Below are 26,369 nucleotides of genomic sequence, written 5' to 3' on the forward strand. Positions count from 1 at the left end.
ACGCATGAGCCCCGAAGTCTCCGCGTCACACCATCCGATGCGCACCCTTGAGGTCGCCGGGCGAAGCGTCCCGGCGCTGGGCCAGGGCACCTGGCACATGGGGGACGCATCGTCGCGCAGAGAGGGAGAGATCGCAGCGTTGCGCACAGGCCTGGACCTCGGCATGACGCTGATCGACACGGCGGAGATGTACGGCTCAGGCCGGGCCGAACTGTTGGTGGGCGAAGCCATCAAGGGTCGCCGCGAGGAGGTGTTCCTGGTGTCCAAGGTGCTGCCAGACAATGCGAGCCACGACGGCACATTCCGCGCCTGCGAGCAGAGCCTGCGCCGCCTGGGCACCGATCACCTCGACCTCTACCTCCTGCACTGGGAAGGTTCGTACCCGCTGGAGGAAACCTTCGGTGCCTTCGAGGAGCTGCGCGCGCAGGGCAAGATCGGCGCCTGGGGCGTGTCGAACTTCGACCGAGCGCTCATGGCCGAAGCGACAGTGGCGGCGCGCGCCGCCGTCGGGTCCGGTGGGAGCCGGCCTCAGGATCGCCCGGCGACCAACCAGGTGCTGTTCAACCTGCAGCGCCGCTGGCCGGAGGGCGGGCTGCTGGAGGATCTCCGCGCGGCGCAGATCCCGCTCATGGCCTACTCACCGATCGAACAGGGCGCCTTGGCCGGAGGAGGTAGGCGCAGGGCGGCGCTCACCACCGTCGCCCGCCGCCACGGAGCCACCGAGGCACAGGTCGCGCTTGCGTGGGTCATCTCGCAGCCGGGCGTGTTCGCCATCCCGAAGGCTGGATCTACGGCCCACGTGCGTGAGAACGCCGCGGCCGTCAGCATCCAACTCACCGCTGAGGATCACGCCGAGCTGGACGCTGCGTTCCCCAAGCCCCGCGATGATGCACCGCTCGAGTTGATCTGAACGGTCACATCACGCGGATGTGGCGGTCCAGTTCCCAGGGCGTGACCTGCTGGCGGTAGGCCGCGAATTCCTTGCGCTTGTTGCGCATGAAGTACTCGTAGACGTGCTCGCCGAGCGTCTCCGCCACGAGTTCGCTCTCGTCCATGATGCGGATGGCCTCGTCAAGGTTGCGGGGCAGTTCCTGAATGCCGATCGCCTTGCGCTCGCGGTCCGAGAGGCGCCACACCTCGTCCTCGGTCTCCTCGGGCAGCTGGTATTCGCCCTCGATCCCCTTGAGGCCCGCGTTGAGCATCACGGCGTAGGCGAGGTACGGGTTGACCGCCGAGTCGATGGCGCGGTACTCGATGCGCGCCGAGGACGTCTTCCCCGGCGTGAACTGGGGAACCCTCACGAGGGCCGAGCGGTTGGCTCGTCCCCAGCACGCGTACGACGGGGCCTCTCCCCCGCCGACGAGGCGCTTGTAGGAGTTGACCCACTGGTTGGTGACGGCGGTGATCTCCGGCGCGTGGTGCAGCAGGCCGGCGATGAACTGCTTGGCCGTCTTGGAGAGGTTGTACTGGTCCGCCGCGTCGTAGAAGACGTTGGTGTCGCCTTCGAACAGCGACATGTGGGTGTGCATGCCGGAGCCCGGGTGCTCGGAGAACGGCTTGGGCATGAAGGTTGCGTGGATGTCCTGGCTGACGGCCACCTCCCGCACCACGACGCGGAACGTCATGATGTTGTCGGCCATGGTGAGGGCGTCGGCGTAGCGCAGGTCGATCTCGTGCTGCCCCGGAGCCGCCTCGTGGTGGCTGAACTCGACGGAGATGCCCATTTGTTCGAGGATGGTGATGACGTCGCGGCGGAAGTCGGTGCCGTCGCCCAGCGTGGTGTGGTCGAAGTAGCCGCCCTGGTCCAGCGGGACGAGGGGGTTGAGCGAGCGCAGCAGGAAGAACTCGATCTCAGGGTGGATGTAGAAGGTGTAGCCGAGATCGGCCGCCTTGCCGAGAGCGCGCTTCAGCACGAAACGGGGGTCCGCGAAACTCGGTGAGCCGTCGGGCAGCTTGATGTCGCAGAACATCCGCGCCGTCGAGCGGCCGGCCTGCCGCCACGGCAGCACCTGATACGTCGACGCGTCCGGGTGCGCCACCATGTCCGACTCGTAGACACGGGCGAAGCCTTCGATCGCGGAGCCGTCGAAACCGACGCCCTCCGCGATGGCGCCCTCGACCTCAGCCGGAGCGATCGCCACAGATTTCAGTGAGCCGAGCACATCGGTGAACCACAGCCTGACGAACCGGATCCCGCGCTCCTCCATGGAGCGGAGAACGAACTCCGTTTGCCTATCCATGCGCGCAAGTTTGCCGCGAAGATGTTACAGCCGCGTGACATTCTGCGTTCTGGGCGCGCTCCGGACCGCCCCTAGACTGGGGCACATGGCTCAGCCCGGTTGGTATGCGGATCCCACGGCGCCCGATGGGCGCCGTTACTGGGATGGTCAGCGATGGGTGGACCCCACGCCCCCGCGCAGGGGCCGCGCGGGCTGGGTGTGGCTGTCGGTCGCCCTGGTCGTGGTCGCAGCCCTGGTGGCAGCGCTGCTCATCTTCCCCAGCCGGGCCAACCCCTTCGCCCCCACGCCGGAGGACACCCGCACCGCCCGCCCCACCGGCAAGCAGTGGGATGAGCGGGTGCCGTCAGAGACGCCCACCCCCACCGAGATCGAATCGCAGTTCGGCGAGTCCATCGACTGCCCCTCCAGTGAGGACTGGCCGCGCAGCGAACTGACGGACGGGCGCCTCGAAGGTGGCGGGCTGAGCGTCGACGCACCCCAGGGCGAGAAGTGGCGGATGAGCCCCGCCCACATCGACTGGATGTACGACGGCAACTCAATGCTGCGCGAGATCGTCTTCGGCTGGATCAGCAACGTCAACGTGGGCTACATCAAGGTCTCGGACGGCTTCTCGGCCAATCCCCGCGCCGCGGCCGAGCAGTTCGTCAACTGCATGGCGTCGTCGGGCATGTTCCTCGGCTTCACCAGGCGCACCGTCCTGTGGAACGAGGAGTGGGACGTCTCCGGCAGGCCGGCGTGGCGGCTCACGTCGAACGTCTACGTCGACGACTGGAGCCACGAAGGCATCGAGGGCGACACCGTCGACATCATCATCGTGCCCACGGACGACAAGGACCGGTTGGCCGTCTACGTCAGTTGCGTGACCATCGGCCACGAGGAGAACATCAGCGAGGTCGAGCCGGTGTTGGAGTCACTGGCGTACGAGGGTTGACGCGTACAGAGGGGCCGGCGGGAGCGGCGGGATAGACTCGTTGACTGTGAATCCTGTTACTCCGCACACCATCACCCCCGTTCGCGACGTCCCCCGCAGCATCCTGCGTCCGGAGTACGTCGGGAAGAAGGCGCCGAAGCGCTACACCGGCTCCGATGTCCAGAGCGACGAAGTGATCGAAAAGATGCGGGTGGCGGGGCGGATCGCTTCCCGGGCCATGCATGAAGCGGCCAAGGCGATCGCGCCGGGCGTGACCACAGATGAACTGGACCGCATCGCGCACGAGTACATGCTGGACCACGGCGCCTACCCGTCGTCGCTGGGCTACCGCGGATTCCCCAAGTCGATCTGCACCTCCGTGAACGAGGTCGTCTGCCACGGCATCCCGGACACGCGGCCGCTGGAGGACGGCGACCTGGTCAAGATCGACTGCACCGCGTTCAAGGACGGCGTGCACGGCGACAACTGCGCCACGTTCTTCTGCGGCGATGTCGACGAGGAGTCCAGGCTGCTGGCGGAGCGCACGTTGGAGTCGCTCAACCGGGCGATCAAGGCCGTGCGGCCAGGTCGCCCCATCTCTGTCATCGGTCGGGTCATCGAGAGCTACGCGAAGCGCTTCAACTACGGCGTGATCCGCGACTACACCGGTCACGGCGTGCACACCGCCTTCCACTCCGGCCTGGTCGTCCTGCACTACGACGAGCCGCGCGTCGACACCGTGATGGTGCCGGGCATGACGTTCACCATCGAACCCATGCTCACGCTGGGCGGGTACGACACGGAGGTGTGGGACGACGACTGGACCGTCGTCACCGCCGACCGTTCGCGCGTGGCCCAGTACGAGCACTCCCTCGTCGTGACCGCGACCGGCGCGGAGATCCTGACGCTTCCCTGACGAGTCTCCGCCTCCCGTCGCTACGAACTGGCGACGGTGTGCCGAAGGCCCGATCCACGGTAGAATCGTTGGTTGGACGAGACGGCCAGATGATCGCGGCTGGAAACAGCTGAGGAAAGTCCGGGCTCCACAGAGCAGGGTGGTGGGTAACGCCCACCCGGGGTGACCCGCGGGACAGTGCCACAGAAAACAGACCGCCCAGCAATGGGTAAGGGTGAAACGGTGGTGTAAGAGACCACCAGCGCTCCGGGTGACCGGAGCGGCTAGGTAAACCCCACTCGGAGCAAGACCAAGAAGGCCGGCCCCAGGGCCGGCTGCGGACACCGTTCGAGCGCTGCTCGCGCGAGGTGTCCGGGTAGGTTGCATGAGCGCACCGGCAACGGTGGGCCTCAGATAGATGATCATCCGTCGACAGAACCCGGCTTACCGGCCGTCTCGTCCCCCACCCTTCCGCAGGCCGTGTTGCGGCGCGCAGCGCCGGCTCGATCCGCCTGCACCCCGGCGGCCTACGATGCAGACATGCGTCTGCGCCCCCATCTTCTTGTCAAGCACGATCAGGTGGTGGCCGAGCGTCACCCACTGGCGGACGAGAACGTGCACTTCTCCCGTTCAGTGGTGGCAGCAGTGGTGGAGGACCTGTCCCAGCCGAACCACCGGGTGCTCGACCCGTTCGCCGGCTTCGGCACCACGCTCCACGTCGCGACGGCCATGGGAAGACAGGCTGTGGGCGTCGAACTCCTGCCCGAACGCTGCGCCGTCGCCGCCGCGGTGGCCCCGGACGCCTTGATCGTGCAAGGCGACGCCCGCCGGCTCGCGCGGCTGGTCGAGGGCCCCTTCGACCTGATCCTGACGTCCCCGCCCTACATGGCCGCGGATGACGGCCCGGAGGATCCGTTGTCCGCCTACACCGGCGCGAGCACCTACGACCGCTACCTGGCCGAGCTCCGCGGAGTCCTGGCGCAGTGCCTCGAACTGCTGACGCCAGAGGGACACCTGGTCGTGAACGTCGCCAACATCGACACGGGCACGCACTTCACCCCCCTGGCGTGGGATGTGGGGAGGATGCTCGGCGATGTCGGGCGCCTGGCCCAGGACGTCTTCGTCTGCTGGGACCGGTCCTGGCACGACCTCGCGGGCGACTACCTGCTCGTCGCGCAACGCGGGGCCGATCAGCGCTGAGCCGCAGCGCCTGCGATCCGCGGGCCGTACTTATCCACAGCCGGGACACCACGCCGCGAATTGTCACTGCGAGCGAATATTGTGGGTGCCATGGAGATCGGTCAGCACCCGGCAGTCGAGGCGCTCAGCGCCGTCGACGCGTTGCTCTCCGGCATTGACGTGGAGGCTCTGGCGTCCTGTCCCGAGGTTGAACTGGTCCATGTGATGCGCAGCGCCCGGAGGCTCCGGAGCCGCATCGACGCGCTGGCCTGCGTGGTGACTGACCATGTCAACCGGCGCCAGGCTTCGATGAAGGCGGTGGGCACCCCCACCACCTCGCTGATCGCGCTGGACGAGAACCTCGACAACCGGCAGGCCGCGGGTCAGGTTGCCTTGGCCGGGGACATGGTCCGACACGAGGCGCCCAAGCAGGCGGCACTCGACGGAACCATCTCTGCGCAGCAGGCAGCCGCCATTTCGAAGGGAATCGCGGACCTTCCGGAGCTGCCGGCAGAGATCATGGCCAAAGTCGCCGAAACCTTCGTGGCCAGGGCCGCAGGGGTCCCCGCGAGGAAACTCGCGAGGCTCGCTCCGCATGTGTTGGCCGCAGTCGCTCCGCAGCACGCGCTCCGGGACGAAGACTCGCTCCAACGTGTCGAGCGCCAGCGGGCCAACGCAGTCAAGAACCGCCGCTTCACGTGGGGCAACGACGGCGAGGGCTCCATCTGGTTCACCGGCCAACTCCCCGAACTCGAAGCAGAGCCGTGGATCCGGACCTTGTCGGCCACGGTCGCGGCGGACAAACGTGCCGAGCGGGACCGTGAGCAGGCGGCACGCCACGGGCAGATCAATGCCCGCACCCGCCGTGCCCTGACCCGCCCCGACAGGCAGCGCACCCCGGCGCAGCGCAACGCGGACGCACTCATCACCCTCTTGGGGGAATCCGCCACCCGCACTCCCGTGGGTGACGCGCCCATCGTTCAGCTATCCGCCCACGGCGACACCGTCAGGGCCGAGGGAGTCGCGCGCCCACGTGACAGGGGGAGCCGCTCCCCCAGGGCGCAGATCCGCGTGACGATCTCTTTGGCAGATCTCCTCGACCGCGCCGGCGCCGGTGGGGTCCTGGATTCGGGCACCGAACTGACGCCCGGCCAGCTGCGCCGTCTGGCTGCAAAGGCGGAGATCATCCCCTTCGTCCTCGGTGGCAGCTCGGAGATCCTGGACATGGGCCGCGCCTCCAGGCTCGTCACGCCCGCACAACGCCGAGCTCTCGAGCTGCGCGACGGGGGCTGCGTCTTTCCCACCTGTACGAAGACTCCGGAGGAATGCGACGCCCATCACGCCAACCCCTGGAACCTCGGCGGGAAAACCAACCTCAGGGAGTTGGTGCTGCTCTGCGGGCACCACCACAACATCGTGGAGCCCGACGTCAACGGCAGCCGAGACCAATGGAAGATCCAGTTCCATCCAATGACCGGCACACCGGAGGTACTCCCACCCGAGCGCTTCAACGGCCCGAGGCGCGTGTGACGGCCCGGTTCGCTCTGCGACTCCTGGGCGGACGGGCCCGCGCCGCGCCACTCTCAACGCGGGCGCCGCGGGGCCAATAGGCCGTCGCTCCTCCAGGTAGCGCGCTGCCGTGGCAGGGATGCGTTCTGCATACCGATAGATGTCGACCACGGCTGACTCCGCGCCCGCGCGTGTCAGGGAGCCGAAGCTGGCGCGTCCGAGCGCTCTCGTAGGGTGGGCGTCAGGCCAGAGGAAGGAAGCACCACACATGTACGGCGAAAACAGGGAGTACCCCCAGGCAGCACACCTGCTCACTCCCCTCGGCGTTGTTGTCGTCGGGATGGTGCTGGCAATTGTCCACAGCCCCGTCTGGTGGCTGCTCGTCGCGGCCTTCGCCGGCCGCGCCGTTTACCTGGGGTGGCTCCTGAGACAACGTCGCCGCCGCGCTACCCCGCAGCCGGGTACAGTTGCGCCATGAGTGACGCTGAGCAGACCGACGCCCCGCTGGACCCCAAAGAGGCCATGCGGCAGGCCCTTGAACGCAAGAAGCAGGCTGAGCACCTCTCCGCCAACGCCGGAACCCACGGGGACCGCAAGCAGGGCGGCCAGGCCCACGGGCCCGCCGTCGGGCGCCGCGAGTTCCGCCGCAAGTCCGGCGGTTAAAGCCTGATCAGTTCGGACGGGACAGGGTGACCTGTCCCCTCCGGACATCCACCTTGTCCACACGCACCCGCACCTCGGAGCCAACTTCGCTCGCCTTGGCCGGCACCCTGAGTTCGACGGCGGGTTCAGCAATCTGCACCGTCCCCACATGCGTCTTGGGGTCGACGTCGGTGACGACGCCGGTGAAGATCGCACCCACCCGGTTACTGAGCACGAGGCCCTCCGTGAGGTCGATGACGCCACGCTCGTAGGCCCGAGCCGACCGGCCTGTCTCGGCCATCTCCTCCGGCAGTGCGGCCAGCCCGTCACGGGCCCACTGCGGCACCTCGAGGCCGTTGATCAGCGCATGACAAATGACCAGGACGTAGCGGTCCACCAGCCTCCGCAACGGCGCCGTCGTGTGCGCGTAGGGCGCGGCCAGCGCCGCGTGCAGCAAGTTCTCCTCCGGCACCTCGCCGTCGAAGGCCAGGTACCCGGCTCCACGGAACAACATCGTGCACTTGGTCAACGCCGCCAGCTGCTTCGGGTCCTTGGGGGACAGCGACCGCACGAACTCCGGATACGGCATCTCCTTCGGCCACGGCACACCCAACGAGCGCACGGCCCGCCGCAGCTTCTGCAGCGACCACTCCTCAGCCGGCGGCAACGTCCGCAGGACGCCCACCTTGCCCTTGAGCATGGTCTGCGCCGCCACGAAACCAGTCATCAGCGAAATCTGCGCGTTCCAGTTCTCCACCGGCACGAGCGCACGGAACTCCAGTTCCCAGGTGCCGTCGCGCTCGACGATCTCCTGATCGGGCAGGTTCAACGACACGCCGCCGCGCTCGATCTCCAACTGCTGACGGAGCCTCCCCACCTCAGGCAGCAGGGCGATGCTCGCATGAGGCGTGCCGCCGTCGAAATCTGCCTGGACGCCCTCGTAGTTCAGCTTGGCCCGGCTCTGCACCAAGGCGCGCGTCAGGCCGACGTCGACCACCTCGCCGCCCGCGTCCAGATGGAGTTCCCACACGAAGGCCGGCCGAGGCTTCCCGTCGGCCAACAGGGACCCCGCGTCCTCGGAGATCACCGACGGGTGCAGCGGAATACGCGCGCTGGGCGCGTACTTCGTCATCCCACGACGATGGGTCTCGGCCTCCAACGCCGTCCCGGGCCGCACGAAATGCGGCACATCGGAGATGGCGTAGCGGACCAGGTAACCGTCGCCCTCACGCTCGATCTGGATGGCCTGGTCGAGGTCCTTGGACGTGGGCGGGTCGATCGTGACGAACTCGACGTGGGTGAAATCCGCGTGGTCGTCGGCCGATTGCCGAGCGGCGAGTTCCGCGTCGGCCACGACCTCGTCCGGGAAGCGGAGCGGCATCTCCAGCCGTTCCTGCAGGAGCTGGATGGCCCCCCGGAGCGACTCGGGGATCCCATGGACCCGGAGATGCAGCGAGGGCATCAGAGACCAGACTCAGCCGTACGCACCAGGATGCGATCGCACTCGACGCAGCGCAACACCTGGTTCGCGGGGGCCTTCTTGTAGGAGTCCAGATCCGAGAGCGTCAACTGCAGCTGGCAGCCGGTGCAACGCCCCGCCTTCAGCGTCGCGGCGCCCAGCCCTGTGGAGGCCCGCAGCTTCTCGTAGAGCGACATCAGCGGCGGTGCCACCCTCGCCGCGACGGGACCACGATCGGCGGCCAGGTCCTTTGCCTCCCTGCTCAGCTTCGCCACCGCTTCATCGCGGGCGGCCACCTCGGCGTGCAGTTCGTTCTCGATCTCCACCTTGCGCGCAGCGACCCGGTCGCGATGGGCGACCGCGTCCTCCAGGCGGCTCATCACCTCGAGCTGGTCGTCCTCGAGCTCGATGATGCGCTTCTTGAGGTGCTCGACCTCTTCGGTGAGCGAGCGCAGCGTCTTCGGGTCCCCCACCGACCCGTCGGCCAACCGCTGGTCCGTGCGCTCCAGCCGCGCCTTCACGGGGGTCAGGTCCGCCTCCGCCTTGCGGACCCAGATCTGCAGATCGTCGACGCGGGTGCTGGAGGCAACCAGCTCATCAGCGACACTCTTGCGCGCACTCATCAGCTCCGCGATGGTCTTGTGCTGCGGGAGCGAGCGCGCTGCGTGTTGGACGCGCGCCACCTCCGAGTCGAGCTCCGCCAGGGTAAGCAGAGTGCGTTGATCAGCGGGGTCAGCGAGCATCGCGAATCCTTTGTCCAGTTGGGTGGGGCTCACTCTACTAGGACGGGGGCGCCCGTCAGAGACTCAGGCGCTCAGTCACCTTCGCCGCGAGCTGCTCCGTGATCCGCTGGGCCTGCTCGACGGTGGGCGCCTCACACATGACCCTCACCACCGGTTCGGTGCCGGAGGGGCGCAGCAGGACGCGGCCGGTGTCGCCGAGCTCGCGCGCGGCGGCCGTGACGGCAGCCTGGACATCCGGGTCGATGCCCGCGCGCAGCTTGTCGACGTTGCGCACGTTGATGACCACCTGCGGCAACACCGTCATCACGGACCCGAGGTCCTTGAGTGACCTGCCGGTGGACTGCATCCGGGACGCGAGGTGCAGGCCGGTGAGCGTGCCGTCGCCGGTGTTGGCGAACTCGGAGATGATCACGTGGCCGGACTGCTCGCCGCCCAGCGCGAAGCCGTTGGCGTTCATGGATTCCAGGACGTAGCGGTCCCCCACCTTCGTCTGGTCGACGCGGATCCCGTGCTCGCGCATGGCATTGACGAGGCCGAGGTTGCTCATCACCGTCGCCACCACCGTGTCGGAGTGCAGGCGGTGCTCCTCCTTCATGGCGATGGCCAGGATCGCGAGGATGCGGTCGCCGTCCACGAGGTTGCCCTCGTGGTCCACGGCGAGGCAGCGGTCGGCGTCGCCGTCCAGCGCGATGCCCAGATCCGCGCCCTCGTCCACGACGCGCTTCACGAGGTCGCCGATGTGGGTGGAGCCGCAGTCATCGTTGATGTTGATGCCGTCCGGCTCGGCGTGGATCGGGACGATGTGGGCACCCTGGGCCGCGAACGCCTCGAGGGCGGTCTGGGAGGCCGCGCCGTTCGCGCAGTCGATGACGACCTTCAGCCCTTCGAGGGAGGGGTCCCCCAGCGACGCCACCAGGTGGGCCACATAGGCCTCCACGGCTCCGAGGTCGCTGCGGATGCGGCCGACGGACGAGCCGGTGGGACGCTTCCAGTCCTCGCCCATCCGAGCCTCGATGGCGTCCTCGAGGAAGTCGTCGAGCTTCACGCCGCCGCGGGAGAAGAATTTGATGCCGTTGTCCGGCATGGGGTTGTGCGAGGCGGAGATCATGACGCCCAGATCGGCGTCCATCTCGTTGACGAGGTACGCGACGGCGGGTGTGGGCACCACACCGAGCCGCACCACGTCGACACCCGCCGACGCGAGCCCGGCGATCACCGCCGCCTCCAGGAATTCACCGCTCGCCCGGGGGTCGCGGCCCACGAGGGCCAACGGCCGGTTGTCGCGGAACGCTCCGGCCTCCCCGAGGATGTGCGCTGCGGCGACCGAAAGGTCCAGCGCAAGCTCGGCGGTCAGTTCAACGTTTGCGACGCCGCGGACGCCGTCGGTTCCAAAGAGTCGTGCCACGTCTGGAGACTCTACAGTCGCGCATCGACACTGAGCGAATCGCCGCGCCCGGCCCCGCACCGAGGAAAGGCAAACGCCCACCCTGCAGTAGCAGGATGGGCGTTCGACGTGCAGAAATCAGCGCTTGCTGTACTGCGGGGCCTTACGGGCCTTCTTCAGACCGGCCTTCTTGCGCTCGATGATGCGCGAGTCGCGGGTCAGCATGCCGGCCTTCTTCAGAGCGGCGCGCGACGCCTCAGCGTCGACCTGGTTCAGGGCGCGGGCCACACCGAGGCGCAGGGCGCCGGCCTGGCCGGAGGTGCCGCCACCGTCGATGCGGGCGATCACGTCGTAGGAGCCTTCGACGTTCGCGATCACGAACGGCTCGTTGACGTGCTGCTGGTGCAGCTTGTTCGGGAAGTACTCCTCGAGGCTGCGGCCGTTGATCTTCCAGGTGCCGGAGCCGGGCACGATACGCACGCGGGCGACGGCTTCCTTGCGACGACCGGTGCCGCCGCCGGGGGCGACGATGGCCGGACGGGTGTCGATGCCCGAGGCAGCGACCGGGTCGGCGTCGGAGCGGTACGCGATTTCGCGGTTCTCTTCGTCGACGAAGGGAGTGATCTCCTCGACGACGGTCTCGTCGATCTCGTTGGTCTCAGTCATGTTCTTCGGTCCTCGGCTCACTGGGCGATCTGAATGATCTCGAACGGCTGCGGCTTCTGGGCAGCGTGGGGGTGCTCGGGGCCCGCGTAGACCTTGAGCTTGCTCAGCATCTGACGGGAGAGCTTGTTCTTGGGGAGCATGCCCCAGACAGCCTTCTCGACGGCGCGGCGCGGATCCCTGTCAAGCAGTTCACCAATGGAGACGGCCTTCAGACCACCGGGACGACCGGAGTGCGAGTAGCGGTAATCGTCCGAGCGCTTGTTGCCGGAGAGCGCGATCTTCGATGCGTTGATCACGACGACGAAGTCACCCATGTCGACGTGGGGCGCGAACTGCGGCTTGTGCTTGCCACGCAACAGGTTGGCGATCTGGGCAGCGAGGCGACCCAGGATGATGTTTTCGGCATCGATGACGTGCCAGTTGCGGACGATCTCGCCCGGCTTTGGGGTGTACGTAGACACAGTCCCACTTCCATTCATACTTAACTGATGGGGGTTGCACACCGGGACAGCGCCCCATTAGGCCCCGAAAAGATGGCGTACAACAGCTACCCATCCTAAGTGCCGCGCGCCCCATCTGCAAAATGGCCGCTCCAGCTCATCCAGGCCACCGCGCGCGAGTCCGAGGTGCGGGCGCTCCGCTCCGAACTCGACGAGGTGGTCTGAGTGGCCATCGTCGTCGACATCGACGTCATGTTGGCGCGCCGCAAGATGGCCGTCGGCACCCTCGCAGACCGCACCGATTGACCTTTGGCAGGCCATTTGAGGGGGTCGGGGCCCACGGCGGCACCGCGCACACTAACGTATGTGCATGGCCTCAAAGACGAGTTCCCAGATCACGATCACGTCCCCGGACGATGTACGCAACGTCGTCCTCGTCGGCGCGAGCGGATCGGGCAAGACAACCCTGTTCGAACACCTCCTGCGTGCGCGGGTGGATGGATATCGCGGCGAAAAGGAAACCCAGGAGCGTGCCGCCACGCTGTGGCTGGCATCCATCCCGGCGATCGACGTCCAGATCAACCTCCTCGACGCTCCCGGGCACCCGGATTTCGTGGGTGAGCTGCGCGCCGGTCTGCGTGCGGCCGACGCCGCGGTCTTCGTGGTCCCCGCCGGCGACGACATCGATCCCACGACCGTCGCGTTGTGGGAGGAGTGCACGGAGTCCAACACCCCGCGCATCATCGCGATCACCAAGCTGGACCAGGGCCGCGCGTCGTTCGCCGACATGGTCGCGGCCTGCCAGGCGACCTTCGGCGCGGGTGTGATCCCGGCCTTGATCCCGCTGGAGAAGGACGGCACCAACGTCGGCAACCTCTCCCTGCTGAACAAACGCGCCCACGACTACTCCAGCGGCCAGCGCGTCTCCCGCGACTCCACTCCTGAGGAACTCGCTCTGATCGACGCCGCCCGGGCGGACCTGCTCGAGGCGATCATCACCGAGGTCCAGGACGACGACCTGATGGAGCGCTACCTCGAGGGCGAGGAGATCGCGGTGGGGGAAGCCAACGGCGCGCTGCTGCGCGCGGTCGTCGGCGCCCGCTTCTTCCCCGTCCTGCCCGCCCACACCACCTCAGACAAGGGCACCGAGGAGCTGCTGCGCTGGATCGAACAGGGCTTCCCGCCCCCGTCGATGCTCCCCGTGCCCCCGGTCACCACGCCCAACGGCGCGCGGTTGCCGGACGCCACTTGTGACCCCGACGGCCCGCTGGTGGCCCAGGTGGTGCGCACCACGTCCGACAACTTCGGCCGTTCCTCACTCGTGCGCGTCTTCAGCGGCACGCTCCGCGGCGACCAGGTGGTCCACGTCTCACGTAACCGCGAGCTGTTCGGCTGGGACCCGGACCCGATGCGCCCGGACCAGGACGAAGAGGAGCGGATGGGCCCCATGTCGGCGCCCTACGGCACCGAGTTCACCCCGCTGAACAAAGCGATCGCCGGCGAGATCGTGCTCGTCACCAAGTTGTCGAGGGCGGAGACGGGCGACACCCTGTCAGCCCCGGAGCGGCCGGCGTTGATCGAGCCGTGGGAACTCCCCAGGCCCCTCCTGCCGGTGGCCATCAAGGCGACCACCCGCGGCGACGAGGACAAGCTCGCCGGCGCCCTCCACCGCATCTCGATGGAGGACACCACCGTGCGGCTCGAACGCAACTCCGAGACCGAACAGCAACTGCTCTGGGTCATGGGCCAGGCGCAGAAGGACCTCGCGCTGAGCAAGTTGAAGGACCGCTTCGGGCTCAACGTCGTCGAGGAGGAGGTGCGCGTCGCGCTCCGCGAAACCGTACTGACGCCGTCGAAGGGCCTCGGCCGCAACGTGAAGCAGTCCGGCGGCCACGGTCAGTACGCCATCTGCAACATCCAACTCGAACCGCTCGAGCGCGGCGCCGGTTTCCAGTTCGTCGACAAGGTCGTCGGGGGGTCCGTGCCCCGCGCCTACATCGGATCGGTCGAGAAGGGCATTGAGCAGCAGTTGGCTCTGGGCACCAAGTTCGGCGTGCCTATGGTCGACGTGCGGGTCACGCTCTACGACGGCAAGTCCCACTCCGTCGACTCCTCCGACATGGCCTTCCAGGTCGCCGGGCAGTACGCGCTGCGCGACGCGTCGGAGAAGGGTCAGGTAGGGCTCCTGGAACCCATCGAGCGGGTCCGGGTGCGAGTAGGCGACCAGTATCTGGGCGCCGCGCTGACCGACCTCGGCGCACGACGCGCGCAGGTGCAGGGCACGGAGATGGACGGCAACGGCCACGCCGTGGTCGAGGCGCTGGTGCCTGCGATCGAGTTGGTGAGCTACCCGATCGACCTGCGCGGCGTCGCCCAGGGCACGGGCACCTTCACCCGCGAGTTCGTGGGCTACGAACTCATGCCGCAGGAGGCCTGGCCCACCGCCTAGCTGGTGAGCACGTCTAGGAGGGCGTCGGCGACTTCACGTTTGGAGCCCGACGCCTCCTTCACGACCTCGTCCTGCGCATCCAGCACGTACACCGTGTTGTGCGACGTCTCGAAGCCCTTGTCCCACCCCACCTGGTTCACCGCCAGGAGGTCGACTCCCTTCTTCTGCCGTTTCCGACGTCCGCGCTCGAGGTAGTCGGCCCCGGTTTCCGCCGCGAAGGCCACGATGGTCTGTCCGTCGCGGCGCTCAGCGGCAAGGCCCGCCACGATGTCCTCGTTCTCGACGAGGGTGAGCGACGGCACTCCCCCGACCTCCTTGGTGAGTTTGCCCTCTGAGACCTCCGCCACGCGGAAATCCGCCACGGCCGCGGCCATGATCACCACGTCCGCCTCGGCGGCAAGTGAGCGCATCACCCCGGCGAGTTCCGCAGCAGAACCCGCCGTCGTGATCTCGACGCCCGGACGCTGGGCCGGGCGCAGCACGTCCGCCTCGACGTTGGTTGCGGCCAGCAGCACTCGCGCACCGCGTTCGGCAGCGGCGACGGCGATCGCCACGCCCTGCTTGCCGCTGGAGCGGTTGCCGATGAAACGCACCGGGTCGATGGGCTCGCGGGTACCGCCGGCCGACACGGCCAGGGTGACGCCCTCCAGATCCCGTCGACGACCGGCCAGCGCCATGGCGGCCTCGTAGATGGCCTCGGGTTCACTCATCCTGCCCGGGCCGGAGTCACCACCGGTCAGCGGGCCGTCGTCGGGGCCCACGACGTGCACGCCGCGGCTCCGCAGCGTCGCCATGTTCGCCTGCGTGGCGGCATGCAGCCACATCTCCGTGTGCATGGCCGGGGCGACCAGCACCGGCGCCTTCGTGGCCAGCAGCGTGGTGCCCAGCAGGTCCGACGCCAAACCGGCGGCCATCGCGGCGAGGGTGTTGGCCGTGGCGGGCGCGACGATGACCAGGTCGGCGTTCTGTCCGAGTGCCACGTGGCGCACCCGGGGGACGTCGTCGTGCACGGAGGTGGTGACCGGGTTGCGGCTCAGCGACTCCCAAGTGGGACGCCCCACGAACCGCAGCGCGTCCTCTGTCGGCACGACATGCACCTCATGCCCGTCGCCGATCAGCAGCCGCACCAGGTGCACCACCTTGTACGCCGCGATGCCGCCGCTGACCCCAACCACAATGTTCATGACCGTGATTCTTTCATCCGGGTACGCTGACTGACCATGTGCACCGTGGTGATTCGCGTTCCCGAGCCCGGGCCGGGCCGCGTCAGGCTGCTGGCCATCCGGGACGAGGACCCGGGCCGGCCGTGGCGGCCGCTGGGCCAGTGGTGGCCCCAGCACCCCGAGATCACCGGGATCCAGGACCTGTCCGCCGGCGGAGCCTGGCTCGCCCACAACCAGTCGCAGCTCAGTGTCCTCCTGAACCGCGCAGGCGGCCCTCCTGAGGGCATCATCCCGACGACCCGGGGCGACCTCGTCATCGGCTCCCTCACGGGACGCCAGGTCCCGGCGACGCCCACCACCCTGGGGTTCAACCTGGTGGAGGCCACCTTCGACAGCGTGCGCGTCACCTCCTGGGAGGGAGGCGCGACGCGCACCGTCGACCTCGAGCCGGGCACGCACATGATCGCGCACTCGGACGTCGACGACTTCGGGGCGGAGCGCATCGCGTACTGGCTGCACCGCTTCGCCGACGCCCCCACCGAGGGTGTGCGCTGGTGGACGGAGTGGGCCAAGGTGCTCGACGAGGGCGGCCGGAACCTGGACCCCACCGACGACCGCGCGCTCATCCGCGACAACCGCGCCCACGGCTTCCCGACGCTGTCACTGCTGGCCGTCGTGGCGTCGATCGGCCCCGGCAACGTCACCAGCGCGATGGGTGTGCTCGGGGAGCCGGGCATCTGGGAACCGGTGGCTCCCCTCCTCCCCCGTACCTGAGCAGCTGTCGGCTCAGAGGATCCCGCCGCTCGGCACGATCCGCTTGCCGAAGGGGAAGCAGGTCACGGGGATCATCTTCAGCGACACCCACGCATTGGCGATACCGATGATGGTCAGCGACTGCGCGAGCGCCGAGGTGATGTGCAGGAGCGCCAGCCACCAGCCCGCCACCACGAACCAGATGACGTTCATGAGCCCTGATCCCCAACCCGCCCCCGGCTTCGGTTCGACGGTGCGGCCGAACGGCCAGAGCACGTAGTTGGCCATGCGGAACGACGCGAGCCCGGCCGGGATCGTCACGATGAAAATGCAGGCGATCACTCCCGCCAGCATGTAGCCCAGGGCCAGCCAGAAGCCGCCCAGGATGACCCAGATGACGTTGAGAATGGTGCGCATCGATGACTCCTCGTGGTTGCCGATCAGCACCTCACAGTCTAGTTCGTGCGGTCACCGGTAGGCTGGGCCGGTGATTTCCCGACCCCCACGCCCCCGCCGCGACATCGTCAGTTTCGTGCGCCGCAGCACGCGGATGAACGAGTCGCAGACCAAGGCCTGGGAGCGGCATGCCGCCGAATACCTCGTGGACATCCCGCGCGGCGAGTTGGACACCTCCGTGGCGCCTGAGGCCCACGTCGACTGGGCCGCGGAGTTCAGGCGTGAGGCGCCGCTGATCGTGGAGATCGGCTCCGGCGCTGGCGACTCCCTCGTCCCCATGGCCGCCGGCCGCCCCGAATCCAACGTAGTGGCGTTCGAGGTGTTCGAGCCGGCCGTCGCGTCCACGCTCGGCCGGCTGGGCCGCATCGGCGCCACCAACGTGCGTCTGGCCCTGGTCGACGGGGCGCAGGCGCTCCCCCGCCTGTTCGACGACGGCTCCGTCACCGAACTGTGGACGTTCTTCGCAGACCCCTGGCACAAGAAGCGCCACCACAAGCGTCGCCTCGTCAGCACCGGGTTCGCCGATGTCGTGGCCGCCAAACTGGCACCGTCCGGGGTGTGGCGACTGGCCACCGACTGGGAGGACTACGCGCTCTGGATGCGGGAGCACCTCGACGACCATCCCGGCCTGGTCAACGTGCACGACGGTTGGGCCCCCAGACTCGAGGAGCGCCCCGTCACGAAGTACGAGGCACGTGGGTTGGCCGCGGGCCGCACAGTCTTCGACCTCACCTACCGGAGGGCCGATGCGACTCAGGATTGATCTGGCCTACGACGGTACCGAGTTCCACGGCTGGGCCACTCAACCGGGCCTCCGCACGGTGCAGGCCACCCTCGAGGAATGGATCGGCAAGGTGCTGCGCCTGGCCGGGCCGCCCACCCTGGTGGTCGCGGGCCGCACCGACGCGGGCGTGCACGCCAGACGCCAGACCTGCCACGCCGACCTGGACCTCGACGAGGACCCGTCGGCCACCCTGCTGCGCCGTCTCCGCCGCGTCCTCCCGGACGACATCGCCGTCCGCGACGTCACCCCCGCCCCCGAAGGTTTCGACGCGCGGTTCTCGGCCATCTGGCGGCGCTACTGCTACCGCCTGACCGACGGGGTCGCCGATCCGCTGCTGCGCGGGCACATCACACCGTCGCGCGAACCGATCGACGTCGGCGCGCTCAACGCCGCCACGGAACTGCTGATCGGGCTACGGGACTTCGCCGCCTTCTGCCGGCCGCGCCAGGGTGCCACCACCATCCGCGACCTCCGGAAGCTCAGCGCCACCCGCCGCCCCGACGGCGTGATCGAGGTGCACCTGCTGGCGGACGCGTTCTGCCACTCGATGGTGCGCTCCCTAATGGGCGCGCTGACCGCCGTGGCGGCGGGGCGGCGCAGCCTCTCCTGGTTGGAGGAGGTGGCCGCCAGCAGCGTCCGCCATGGCGAGGTGCAGGTCATGCCGGCCCGTGGCCTCACGCTGGAAGAGGTGGGCTATCCCCCCGACGATGAACTGGCCGCCCGCGCCACCGCGGCGCGCGCCATGCGCACCCTGGAGACATCATGAGCCACTACTTCGACACCCCTGACCAGCCGCTGGTCACGCACGAGTTCAACGCCACCGTCTTCGGCAACGACCTGACGTTCACGACAGCCGGTGGCGTGTTCTCCGGCGGCCGCCTCGATCTGGGCACCTCCGTCCTGCTGCGCGAGGTGAGCCCACCCGAGCGGGGCCATCTGCTGGACCTCGGGTGCGGAGTCGGCACCATCGCCGTCGGGCTGGCCGTGGCGGCGCCCGGCGTCACCGTCGACGCGGTCGACGTGAACGGCCGCGCCGTCGAGCTGACCCGGATGAACGCGCAGCGGCACGGAGTCGCCGAGCGGGTGCACGCCGTCGCCCCCGACGAGGTGCCGGCTGACGTGCGCTATGACGAGATCTGGTCGAACCCCCCGATCCGGATCGGCAAGCAGGCGCTGCACGAACTCCTCCTGACGTGGTTGCCGCGGCTCACGCCTGACGGTGTCGCCTGGTTGGTCGTCGGGAAGAATCTCGGCGGTGACTCGCTGCAGCGCTGGCTGACGGATCAGGGCCATCCGACGGAGCGCGTGGCGTCCGCCAAGGGCTTCCGCGTGCTCAAGGTCGCCGCTTCAGAGGCCTGATTTCCCCGCCAGCGGAACCCGGTGAGAAGTTGAAGCGGTGACCAAATGGGCGGCATAGGATGGGGATCGTCAGCGCGCATCGGCGCGAGTCAACGATCAGGAGACACCATGACCTACACCCTTCCCGACCTCGACTACGACTACGGGGCACTCGCCCCGCACATCGCCCCGGAGATCATGGAGCTGCACCACAGCAAGCACCACGCCGCCTACGTGGCCGGCGCCAACACCGCCCTCGAGCAGCTCGCCGCCGCGCGCGACAAGGGCGACTTCGGCGCAGTGAACAAGCTCGAGAAGGACCTCGCCTTCCACCTGGGTGGTCACATCAACCACTCCGTCTTCTGGAAGAACATGTCGCCCAACGGCGGCGGCGAGCCCACCGGCGACGTGGCTGAGGCGATCGGCGAGTTCTTCGGTTCGTTCGACGGTTTCAAGAAGCAGTTCAACGCCGCCGCCAACGGCCTGCAGGGCTCCGGCTGGGCCATGCTCGTGTGGGACACCCTCGGCCAGCGCCTCAACATCAACCAGCTGTTCGACCAGCAGTCGAACGTGCCGGTCGGCCAGCTGCCCGTGCTGCAGCTGGACATGTGGGAGCACGCCTTCTACCTCCAGTACAAGAACGTCAAGGGCGACTACGTCAACGCCTGGTGGAACGTCATCAACTGGGACGACGTGGCGCAGCGCCTCACCGCCGCCAAGAACGTCCAGCTCACCTACTGAGCCACCGCGTAACACGAAGACCCCGGGCCAGGCCCGGGGTCTTCTCGTTTCGGCTGAGCCGCAGATCAGCTGCTGGCGGCCGTCAACACGTTCTCGAGCACCTTCTCGGCGGTCTCGTAGCCGAAGGGGTCCACCAGGATGTGGCTGCCGTCGGGCCGCAACAGCTGCCCACCGGGCTGGGAGTCGTCACACAGCGCCGGGCCGTCGGCCGTCTCGGGCTCGGGGTCCCTGCACAGCAACGGATCCATCCGGAAGGTCTCCACTCTGTCGTCGCGCTGGGCCAGGTCGACGACGATGTCGTTCCACCGGCGGCGGTACTCGTCGTGGTTGACCATGAGGTCCAGCAGCGGGTGGCACTCGTCCTCGGTGCAGCGGCTGAGCATGCCGGTGCCGGGGCGCTCGGTCTGGGCGATCACCAGAGTGGCGCCCTGGGAGGTGAGCCGGTCGACACTGGCCGCCAGGTCCTCCTCGAGCGCCTCCCAGAAGATATCTTCGTCCGGTCCGACGATCCGTCCGTCGAGCCAGCGCTGGTGCACCTCGTAGCGCGACCACCAGAACACCGTCGCCGGACGCTCGGAGTCGATCTTCTCGGTCTGGATGTCAGCGACCATGGTGCAGTCGCCTGCGCCCTCATGATCGGGCTTGAGGTACTCCTGCAACTCGATGGAGAGGGGCGGACATCCGCCGCGCGAAGCGTTGTCGACCACGAAGTCGTTGTCGCTGGCCACCTCGTCAAGCGATTCCATGAGGCGGAACGGCACGGAGTCGCCCACCACGATGACGAGGTCCGGGTTCGTCTGCGGCACCGGGGATCCGCCGGGGCTGACCGGGATCGCGGGCGGACGCGTGCTGGGCACGGGCAGTCCGCGCAGCGCGGTGGCCCACGTCATGATGATGACCATGATCACTGCGACGGCGAGCATCGTGCGCTTGAAGGTCAACCACGTGGTGAAGCGGCCGCGACGGATGGGCTCCTCCACGAAGTGGTAGCTCAGCACCGCACAGATCAGCGTCGCCACCAGCGCCAGCGGAGCCCGCAGCATCCGGAACTCCTCCTTGTGGGCCACGTCCAGCCACACGCTCCACGGCCAGTGCCAGAGGTACAGCCCGTAGGAGATCTGCCCGAGATACGTCATCGGCCGCCAGGACAGGAAACCCGACAGCATCGTCGGCGGAGCGACCACCAGCGCGCCGATCAGCAGCGTGACGCCCACGCTGAGGATCACCGCCCCGCCCTGGAAGTAGAAAGCGCTGGGTCCGGCCAAGAACGGCAGCACGGCCACGGCCGTCACCACGCCGACCGCCGCGATGAGACGGTGGTGGCGGTGGAAGACGGTGCGCACCCCGTGGTTGCTCATCACGATGGCCAACAGGGCACCGAGCAGCGGCTCGAACGCCTTGGTGTCGGTGCCCATGTAGGCGCGGTCAGGGGACGCCGGGTCGTACAGCACCATCAGCAGGGCTGCCGAGACGACGATGAGCACTGCCGCCACCACCCCGATGATGGTGGTGACCCGCTTCCTGCCGCCCAGCTTCCCGGCGACGAACGCGACGATGCCGATCAGCACCGGCCAGAAGAAGTAGAACTGCTCCTCGACGGCCAACGACCACATGTGCAGCAGCAACGACGGCGTGCCGTCAGAGGCGAAGTAGCTGTTGGCGCCCATGAACCGCCAGTTTCCGAGGTACAGCACCGTCCAGAAGATGTCCCAGCTCGCGCTGGCCTTGCGGAACAACGGCATCAGGAACGTGGCGTGGAGGAGTACCAGCAGCAGGACCAGCGTGGCGGCGGGCAGCAGGCGGCGGAACCGGCGCTGCCAGAACTTCCCGTACTGCGGCTTCCCGTGCCGCAGGGTGTCGCGCAGCAGGCCGGAGGTGATCAGGTAACCGGACAGCACGAAGAACACGTCGACGCCGGCGAACCCCAGTTCCAGGTTGGGAACGCTGAGGTGGAACGCGATGACCAGGCCCACAGCGATGGTGCGGAGACCATCAAGGCTGGGCACATAGGTGATGTTGTCTGGCGGCTGCACCCCGGGAGTCTAACGCGTCAGGTCGCGGAAGCCCTTCCCCGGCGCACCTTGCGGCCGTACACCCAGGGCGCCACCTCCCGGCCCGTCAGCCAGGCGTGCCAGACCGCGATCGCGACGAAGGAGCCCATCCAGGCGCCCAGTGCCCACCGGGTCACGCGGCGCAGCGGCAGCTCCCTGGTCAGCGGGACGAAGTTCACGGCCCCCACCCGGTTCGTCTCGTCCGAGGCGCAGGCGTCGAGCTCGTAGCCGCCCACGGCCACCTTGGCCCAGGTGTGCCCGCGCAGCCACCATGGATTTTGGAAGCCCCGGACCATGGCCGAGTGCACCAGACGGGTCTTGAAGCCCAGTTCGCGCAGCACGAGGAGGAGCACCGTGTTGTACTGGTGCGACCAACCCCGGTGCGACCGGAGCGCGCGCTCCGGCGGCTCCCAGAGGTGCCACAGCGAATAGTAGGGAAAGGCCCGCGCGACAGCCTTCACCGCCTCGTCGGCCAGGGCCCTCCCGGTCGCGCCCGTCTCGCGGCACTGCTGCGCCAGGGCGGCGACGGTGTGCGGTCCGGACACCAACGGTCTGCGCGGCGCCAGGGCCGCCACCGGGACCAGCGCACCGATCAGCGCCACCAGCGGCGACCAACCGATCTTGAGCCGCTTCTTCCTTCTCACAGCCGTTTCCCCTTCGGATTGTGCGCGAAGCCCCGCAGCTTCCGGTACGGCACCTCGTCTGCCAGTTGTCTGTGCAGCGCCAACATCGCGTCGGTGGTGCGCTGCCAGGGATACTGCTCGGCGCGCGCCCGTGCCGCACGCCGCAGCTCTGGGCCGAGACGCGGGATCAGCCGTTCCACGGCGTCTGCCAGCGACAGTGGGTTGGCGTCGCCGCGTTCGCCGGACGCGGCGTCGACCAGTTCGCTGGCTCCCCCGCTGGTGGAACTGACGACGGGGGTGCCGCACGCCAGCGCCTCGAGCACGGCGAGGCCGAACGTCTCCGCAGGACAGACGGACAACGAGATGTCGTGCTGCGCGATGCGCCTGGCCACCTCGTCCCGGCCTGGCACGAAGCCGTGGAAGAACACGGGCGCGCTGCCGGCGACCGCCTCCAGTTCGGCCTGGTCGGGGCCGGTGCCGTACAGGTCCAGCCGGACCTGATGGCCCCTCCGGTGCAGTTCGACGACGGTGGCCACGGCCAGCTGGGGGCTCTTCTCGTGGGAGAGCCTGCCCACGTAACAGAACTTGAGCACGCCGTCGTCGGCCGGTTCCCCCTTGTCGGGGTGGAACGTCTCCAGGTCCACGCCCAGTGGGACGAGCGCCAGGTTGGCGCCGGTGTCGGCGAACTCCTCCTCCGCGAAGCGGCTGGTGACCACGACGGTGTCGAAGTTGCGGGACAGCCGGCGGTTGAGCCCGCCCACGATGGTCTCGACGCCGAAGCTGGAGCGCACGAACATCGCCAACATGTCGGACAGCCGCTCGTGGCTGAAGAGCACGGAACCGACGCTGCGCTTGGCGGCCCAGTTCGCCGCCGGCGAGAGGGTCCACTTGTCCGACACCTCGATGGAGGTGGGCCGGAACCTGTCCAGCACGTCGAGCACCCGCCAGGGTTGGAAGATCATGCGGTACTGCTCGGTGACCTTGGGGGCGCGGACCTGCACGAGGATGCCGGCCTCGGTCTCGAGGATCTGGTCCTTCTCCCCCGGCGCGACGAAGATGCGCGTGTGCCCGGCGTCGACATAGCCCTGACCCAGGGTTTCGATGACCACCTTCATGCCCCCGGACGTGGGGCCGACGAAGTTGGCCAGCTGGGCGATGCGCATTCCCCTACCGTACCCATTCCGGGGGCGTCGGTTCCCAGGGGACGATGGACTCGGTCGGGAGGTCAGTCGAGCAGGGTGCGGTCCGACAGGCTGGCGCCCTTGATCTTGGCGAACTCCTGCGTGAGTTGCTCGGCCGTGATCGACTTCTTGGCCTCGTCGTCCACCTCGAGGACGATGCGGCCCTCATGCATCATGATCAGCCTGTTGCCCAGTTCGATGGCCTGGTGCATGTTGTGGGTGACCATGAGGGTGGTCAGCCGATGCCGCTCCACGGCCTCGCCGGTGAGGCGGGTGATCAGGGCGGCGCGCGCCGGATCCAGCGCGGCCGTGTGTTCGTCGAGGAGAAGGATGGCGGGTTGCGCATAGGTGGCCATGAGCAGGCTGAGTGCCTGGCGCTGGCCGCCCGACAGCATGCCGACACGCATGTCGAGGCGGTTCTCCAGCCCGAGTTCCAGCGTGGTGAGGGCCTCCTTGAAGACCGCGCGCTTGGGGCTGGTCACGGCCATCCGCAGGCCTCGCTTCCGGCCACGCTCGAACGCGATGGCCAGGTTCTCCTCGATGGTGAGGTGCGGCGAGGTGCCGGCCATGGGGTCCTGGAAGACGCGCGCGACCCACTTGGCCCGCTGGTGTTCCGGGGTGCGGCTGACGTTCTTGCCGTCGATCATCACCTTGCCGCCGTCCACCGGGTACCGCCCGGAGACCACGTTGAGCATGGTGGACTTACCGGCGCCGTTGGAGCCGATGACGGTGACGAAGTCTCCCTCGTGGAGGGTGAGGTTGATGGCGTCCAGCGCGACCCGCTCGTTGACGGTGCCGGGGAAGAAGCGCTTCGTGACTGAGGCGAGTTCGAGCATCAGGCAACTCCTGCCTCTGCGGCCTGACGACGACGGCGTTGGCGGCGCAGTTTCTTGAGGGGACCCCACTGCGGCAGCACCAGGGCGAGCACGACGAGCACCGCCGAGATGAGCTTCATGTCGTTGGGGTTGAAGCCGTTGTTGAGGGCGATCTGGATGACGCCACGGTAGATGACCGACCCCAGGGCGGCGGCGAGCACGGCCTGCCACACGGCGGTCATCCCGAAAATGGCCTGGCCGACGATGACCGAGGCCAGGCCGGCGACGATGAGGCCGATGCCCATGGAGATGTCCGAGAAGCCCTGGTACTGCGCCACGAGCGCGCCGCAGAGGGCCACCATGCCGTTGGAGATCATCAGGCCGACGATCTTGGTGACGCCGGTGTTGATGCCCTGCGAACGGGCCATCATCTCGTTGTCGCCGGTGGCGCGGATGGACACACCGAAGCTGGTGCCGAGGAACCAGTAGACCACCAGCCCGACGAGGAGCACCACGACGCTGAACGCCGCCACCGACATCCAGGTGCCGAGCAGCCGTTCGCCCCGGAACCAGCTGAACAGCGTTTCGGTGCGCAGCAGCGGCACGTTGGCCCGGTTGCCCATGATGCGCAGGTTGATGGAGTACAGCGCGATCTGGGTCAGGATTCCTGCGAGCAGGGGGTTGATGTTGCCCCAGACGTGGAGCAGCCCGGTGATGGCGCCGGCGAGCATGCCGGCGACCATCCCGGCGATCATCGCGGCCCAGACCGGCACCCCGTTCACGAGCAGGATGGCGCACGTGGCGGCTCCTGTCGTGAACGAACCGTCCACCGTCAGGTCAGGGAAATCCAGGACCCGGTAGGTGAGGTAGACGCCCAACGCCATGATGGCGTAGAGCAGGCCGATCTCGAGCGCGATGATCATCTAGGTACTCAGAACTTCTTGGTTGCGCGGTCGACGACCGCCTGGGGCAGTTCGATGCCCTGGGCCGCGGCCGCCTCTTCGTTGACGAACAGGTCGAACTGCTTCTGCGTCTCGACCGGGATGTCGGAGGCGGGAGTGCCCTCGAGCATCTTGATCAGCACGGCGGCGGCGTCCTTGCCCTGCTGGATGTAGTTCACCGAGAGCCCGGCGGTGGCGCCACGCTCCATCGTCGACTCGTCCGAGGCGAAGACGGGCACGGACTTCTGTTCGGCCACCTGCACGAGGGACTCGGCGGCGGAGACGACGGTGTTGTCGGTGGGGATCAGGTAGGCGTCGACGTCGAGCGACTCGGCGGCCTGCTGCACCTCGGCGGAGTTGGTGACGGTGGCCGTCTTGATCTCCATGCCACGGGATTCGGCGGCCTTCTCGGCCTCAGCCACCTGGACCTCGGAGTTGACCTCACCGGAGGAGTACACGATGCCGACGGTGACGGCCTCGGGCAGGATCTCCTTGATGAGGTCGAGCTGCGCGTCCATGGGGTTGAGGTCCGAGACGCCGGTGATGTTGGCGTCCGGGGCGTCCCATTCCTGCATGAGGCCGGCGGCGACCGGATCCGTGACGGCGGCGAAGGCGATCGGCTTGTCCGTGATCACGTTGGCCAGCGCCTGGGCGGTGGGGGTCGCGATGGCGAGGTAGCCGTTGAAGTCCGAGCTGGCGAACGTGTTGGCGATGCTCGTGAGCGTCGACTGGTCGCCCTGGGCGTTCTGCAGGTCGATGGTGAGGTTCTCACCCTCCGTGTAACCGGCCTCCGCCATGGCTTCCTTGAAGCCGTCGGCGACGGCGTCGAGCGCCGGGTGGGAGACGATGGTGGCGATGCCGATCTTGTAGGACTCCGTGGAGCCCTCCTCTGCGGCGCCACAGCCGGTCAGTGCGAGCGCGGCGATGGTGCCGAGCGCGACAACCTTGAGTTTCATGTTTCTCCTTGCGCGAAAGGGTGAGTGCCTGTAAAGACTAGGCTTCCGCGG

26 protein-coding genes and 1 other RNA gene are annotated in these 26,369 nt (G+C 68.1%); 13 read left to right on the forward strand and 14 right to left on the reverse strand.

Going from position 1 to position 26,369, the window contains the following annotated elements; genetic code table 11:
- Positions 1–4 precede the first annotated feature (4 nt).
- On the forward strand, positions 5–910 hold the full coding sequence (locus tag ACZK4S_RS00775; RefSeq protein ID WP_233120649.1) for an aldo/keto reductase: 906 nt from the start codon (positions 5–7) through the stop codon (positions 908–910).
- Positions 911–914: 4 nt separating this feature from the next.
- Here the strand turns inward: ACZK4S_RS00775 and ACZK4S_RS00780 are convergent, their stop codons facing one another.
- Complete coding sequence (locus ACZK4S_RS00780; protein ID WP_076058101.1) at positions 915–2,207, reverse strand: glutamine synthetase family protein; 1,293 nt, start codon at positions 2,205–2,207, stop codon at positions 915–917.
- Positions 2,208–2,325: 118 nt separating this feature from the next.
- Here ACZK4S_RS00780 and ACZK4S_RS00785 point away from each other — a divergent pair, with 118 nt between their 5' ends.
- The 6 genes from ACZK4S_RS00785 to ACZK4S_RS00810 all read left to right on the forward strand — a co-directional run bounded on the left by ACZK4S_RS00785 (position 2,326) and on the right by ACZK4S_RS00810 (position 7,396).
- On the forward strand, positions 2,326–3,171 hold the full coding sequence (locus ACZK4S_RS00785; protein WP_459397977.1) for a DUF2510 domain-containing protein: 846 nt from the start codon (positions 2,326–2,328) through the stop codon (positions 3,169–3,171).
- A 46-nt stretch (positions 3,172–3,217) separates the two neighbouring features.
- On the forward strand, positions 3,218–4,066 hold the full coding sequence (map, locus tag ACZK4S_RS00790; protein WP_083665281.1) for a type I methionyl aminopeptidase: 849 nt from the start codon (positions 3,218–3,220) through the stop codon (positions 4,064–4,066).
- Between the two features lie 77 nt (positions 4,067–4,143).
- Positions 4,144–4,508: RNase P RNA component class A (rnpB, locus tag ACZK4S_RS00795), an RNA gene on the forward strand.
- Positions 4,509–4,585: 77 nt separating this feature from the next.
- Entirely contained in the window at positions 4,586–5,245 is a 660-nt protein-coding gene (locus ACZK4S_RS00800) for a TRM11 family SAM-dependent methyltransferase (RefSeq protein WP_076058095.1), read from the forward strand.
- A gap of 90 nt (positions 5,246–5,335) precedes the next feature.
- A complete protein-coding gene (locus ACZK4S_RS00805; protein WP_463643072.1) occupies positions 5,336–6,754 on the forward strand; it encodes an HNH endonuclease signature motif containing protein in 1,419 nt (472 codons plus the stop codon).
- 453 nt (positions 6,755–7,207) lie between these two features.
- A complete protein-coding gene (locus ACZK4S_RS00810) occupies positions 7,208–7,396 on the forward strand; it encodes a DUF5302 domain-containing protein (RefSeq protein WP_076058089.1) in 189 nt (62 codons plus the stop codon).
- 7 nt (positions 7,397–7,403) lie between these two features.
- Here the strand turns inward: ACZK4S_RS00810 and ACZK4S_RS00815 are convergent, their stop codons facing one another.
- From ACZK4S_RS00815 to rplM, 5 genes are all read right to left on the reverse strand, one after another.
- Positions 7,404–8,837 carry an RNB domain-containing ribonuclease gene (locus ACZK4S_RS00815; protein ID WP_463643073.1) on the reverse strand — a complete coding sequence of 478 codons (1,434 nt, stop codon included), beginning with the start codon at positions 8,835–8,837 and terminating at the stop codon, positions 7,404–7,406.
- A complete protein-coding gene (locus tag ACZK4S_RS00820; protein ID WP_463643074.1) occupies positions 8,837–9,577 on the reverse strand; it encodes a zinc ribbon domain-containing protein in 741 nt (246 codons plus the stop codon). Before ACZK4S_RS00820 ends, ACZK4S_RS00815 begins: the two co-directional genes overlap by 1 nt.
- Before the next feature lie 55 nt (positions 9,578–9,632).
- Entirely contained in the window at positions 9,633–10,982 is a 1,350-nt protein-coding gene (gene glmM / locus ACZK4S_RS00825) for a phosphoglucosamine mutase (protein WP_463643075.1), read from the reverse strand.
- Positions 10,983–11,099: 117 nt separating this feature from the next.
- Positions 11,100–11,627 (reverse strand): 30S ribosomal protein S9, encoded by a 528-nt coding sequence (gene rpsI, locus ACZK4S_RS00830; RefSeq protein WP_076059356.1) that lies wholly within the window; start codon positions 11,625–11,627, stop codon positions 11,100–11,102.
- A 17-nt stretch (positions 11,628–11,644) separates the two neighbouring features.
- On the reverse strand, positions 11,645–12,088 hold the full coding sequence (gene rplM, locus ACZK4S_RS00835) for a 50S ribosomal protein L13 (RefSeq protein WP_076058081.1): 444 nt from the start codon (positions 12,086–12,088) through the stop codon (positions 11,645–11,647).
- A 349-nt stretch (positions 12,089–12,437) separates the two neighbouring features.
- Between rplM and ACZK4S_RS00840 the strand changes: the two genes are divergently transcribed.
- Complete coding sequence (locus tag ACZK4S_RS00840; protein WP_463643076.1) at positions 12,438–14,516, forward strand: elongation factor G-like protein EF-G2; 2,079 nt, start codon at positions 12,438–12,440, stop codon at positions 14,514–14,516.
- Here the strand turns inward: ACZK4S_RS00840 and coaBC are convergent.
- Positions 14,513–15,700, reverse strand: coding sequence for a bifunctional phosphopantothenoylcysteine decarboxylase/phosphopantothenate--cysteine ligase CoaBC (gene coaBC, locus ACZK4S_RS00845; RefSeq protein WP_076058077.1), 1,188 nt, complete (start codon positions 15,698–15,700; stop codon positions 14,513–14,515). The two genes, ACZK4S_RS00840 and coaBC, sit on opposite strands and share 4 nt — an antisense overlap.
- A 45-nt stretch (positions 15,701–15,745) precedes the next feature.
- Between coaBC and ACZK4S_RS00850 the strand changes: the two genes are divergently transcribed.
- Complete coding sequence (locus tag ACZK4S_RS00850; RefSeq protein ID WP_463643077.1) at positions 15,746–16,453, forward strand: NRDE family protein; 708 nt, start codon at positions 15,746–15,748, stop codon at positions 16,451–16,453.
- A gap of 12 nt (positions 16,454–16,465) precedes the next feature.
- On the opposite strand, the gene ACZK4S_RS00855 is transcribed toward ACZK4S_RS00850, so the two are convergent.
- Positions 16,466–16,849, reverse strand: coding sequence for a YccF domain-containing protein (locus ACZK4S_RS00855; protein WP_182765418.1), 384 nt, complete (start codon positions 16,847–16,849; stop codon positions 16,466–16,468).
- A gap of 70 nt (positions 16,850–16,919) precedes the next feature.
- Between ACZK4S_RS00855 and trmB the strand changes: the two genes are divergently transcribed.
- The 4 genes from trmB to ACZK4S_RS00875 all read left to right on the forward strand — a co-directional run bounded on the left by trmB (position 16,920) and on the right by ACZK4S_RS00875 (position 19,751).
- Entirely contained in the window at positions 16,920–17,651 is a 732-nt protein-coding gene (gene trmB, locus ACZK4S_RS00860) for a tRNA (guanosine(46)-N7)-methyltransferase TrmB (protein ID WP_463643078.1), read from the forward strand.
- Entirely contained in the window at positions 17,635–18,438 is an 804-nt protein-coding gene (gene truA, locus ACZK4S_RS00865) for a tRNA pseudouridine(38-40) synthase TruA (protein ID WP_463643079.1), read from the forward strand. Before trmB ends, truA begins: the two co-directional genes overlap by 17 nt.
- Positions 18,435–19,031, forward strand: coding sequence for a class I SAM-dependent methyltransferase (locus ACZK4S_RS00870; RefSeq protein ID WP_076058071.1), 597 nt, complete (start codon positions 18,435–18,437; stop codon positions 19,029–19,031). Before truA ends, ACZK4S_RS00870 begins: the two co-directional genes overlap by 4 nt.
- 108 nt (positions 19,032–19,139) lie before the next feature.
- On the forward strand, positions 19,140–19,751 hold the full coding sequence (locus ACZK4S_RS00875) for a superoxide dismutase (protein ID WP_076058069.1): 612 nt from the start codon (positions 19,140–19,142) through the stop codon (positions 19,749–19,751).
- A gap of 65 nt (positions 19,752–19,816) precedes the next feature.
- Here ACZK4S_RS00875 and ACZK4S_RS00880 read toward each other — a convergent pair whose 3' ends face one another.
- The 6 genes from ACZK4S_RS00880 to ACZK4S_RS00905 all read right to left on the reverse strand — a co-directional run bounded on the left by ACZK4S_RS00880 (position 19,817) and on the right by ACZK4S_RS00905 (position 26,318).
- Positions 19,817–21,784 (reverse strand): acyltransferase family protein, encoded by a 1,968-nt coding sequence (locus tag ACZK4S_RS00880; protein ID WP_463643080.1) that lies wholly within the window; start codon positions 21,782–21,784, stop codon positions 19,817–19,819.
- A gap of 17 nt (positions 21,785–21,801) precedes the next feature.
- Complete coding sequence (locus tag ACZK4S_RS00885; protein WP_083665280.1) at positions 21,802–22,446, reverse strand: transglutaminase-like domain-containing protein; 645 nt, start codon at positions 22,444–22,446, stop codon at positions 21,802–21,804.
- Positions 22,443–23,588: a glycosyltransferase gene (locus tag ACZK4S_RS00890; RefSeq protein ID WP_463643081.1), complete on the reverse strand. Its 1,146-nt coding sequence runs from the start codon at positions 23,586–23,588 to the stop codon at positions 22,443–22,445. Before ACZK4S_RS00890 ends, ACZK4S_RS00885 begins: the two co-directional genes overlap by 4 nt.
- A gap of 62 nt (positions 23,589–23,650) precedes the next feature.
- Positions 23,651–24,442: an ABC transporter ATP-binding protein gene (locus ACZK4S_RS00895; protein ID WP_463643082.1), complete on the reverse strand. Its 792-nt coding sequence runs from the start codon at positions 24,440–24,442 to the stop codon at positions 23,651–23,653.
- Positions 24,442–25,344 carry an ABC transporter permease gene (locus ACZK4S_RS00900; RefSeq protein WP_463643083.1) on the reverse strand — a complete coding sequence of 301 codons (903 nt, stop codon included), beginning with the start codon at positions 25,342–25,344 and terminating at the stop codon, positions 24,442–24,444. Before ACZK4S_RS00900 ends, ACZK4S_RS00895 begins: the two co-directional genes overlap by 1 nt.
- A gap of 8 nt (positions 25,345–25,352) precedes the next feature.
- On the reverse strand, positions 25,353–26,318 hold the full coding sequence (locus tag ACZK4S_RS00905) for an ABC transporter substrate-binding protein (protein ID WP_463643084.1): 966 nt from the start codon (positions 26,316–26,318) through the stop codon (positions 25,353–25,355).
- Between the last annotated feature and the right edge of the window lie 51 nt (positions 26,319–26,369).

The sequence above is a fragment of the Tessaracoccus zhenghani genome, from assembly GCF_055326325.1.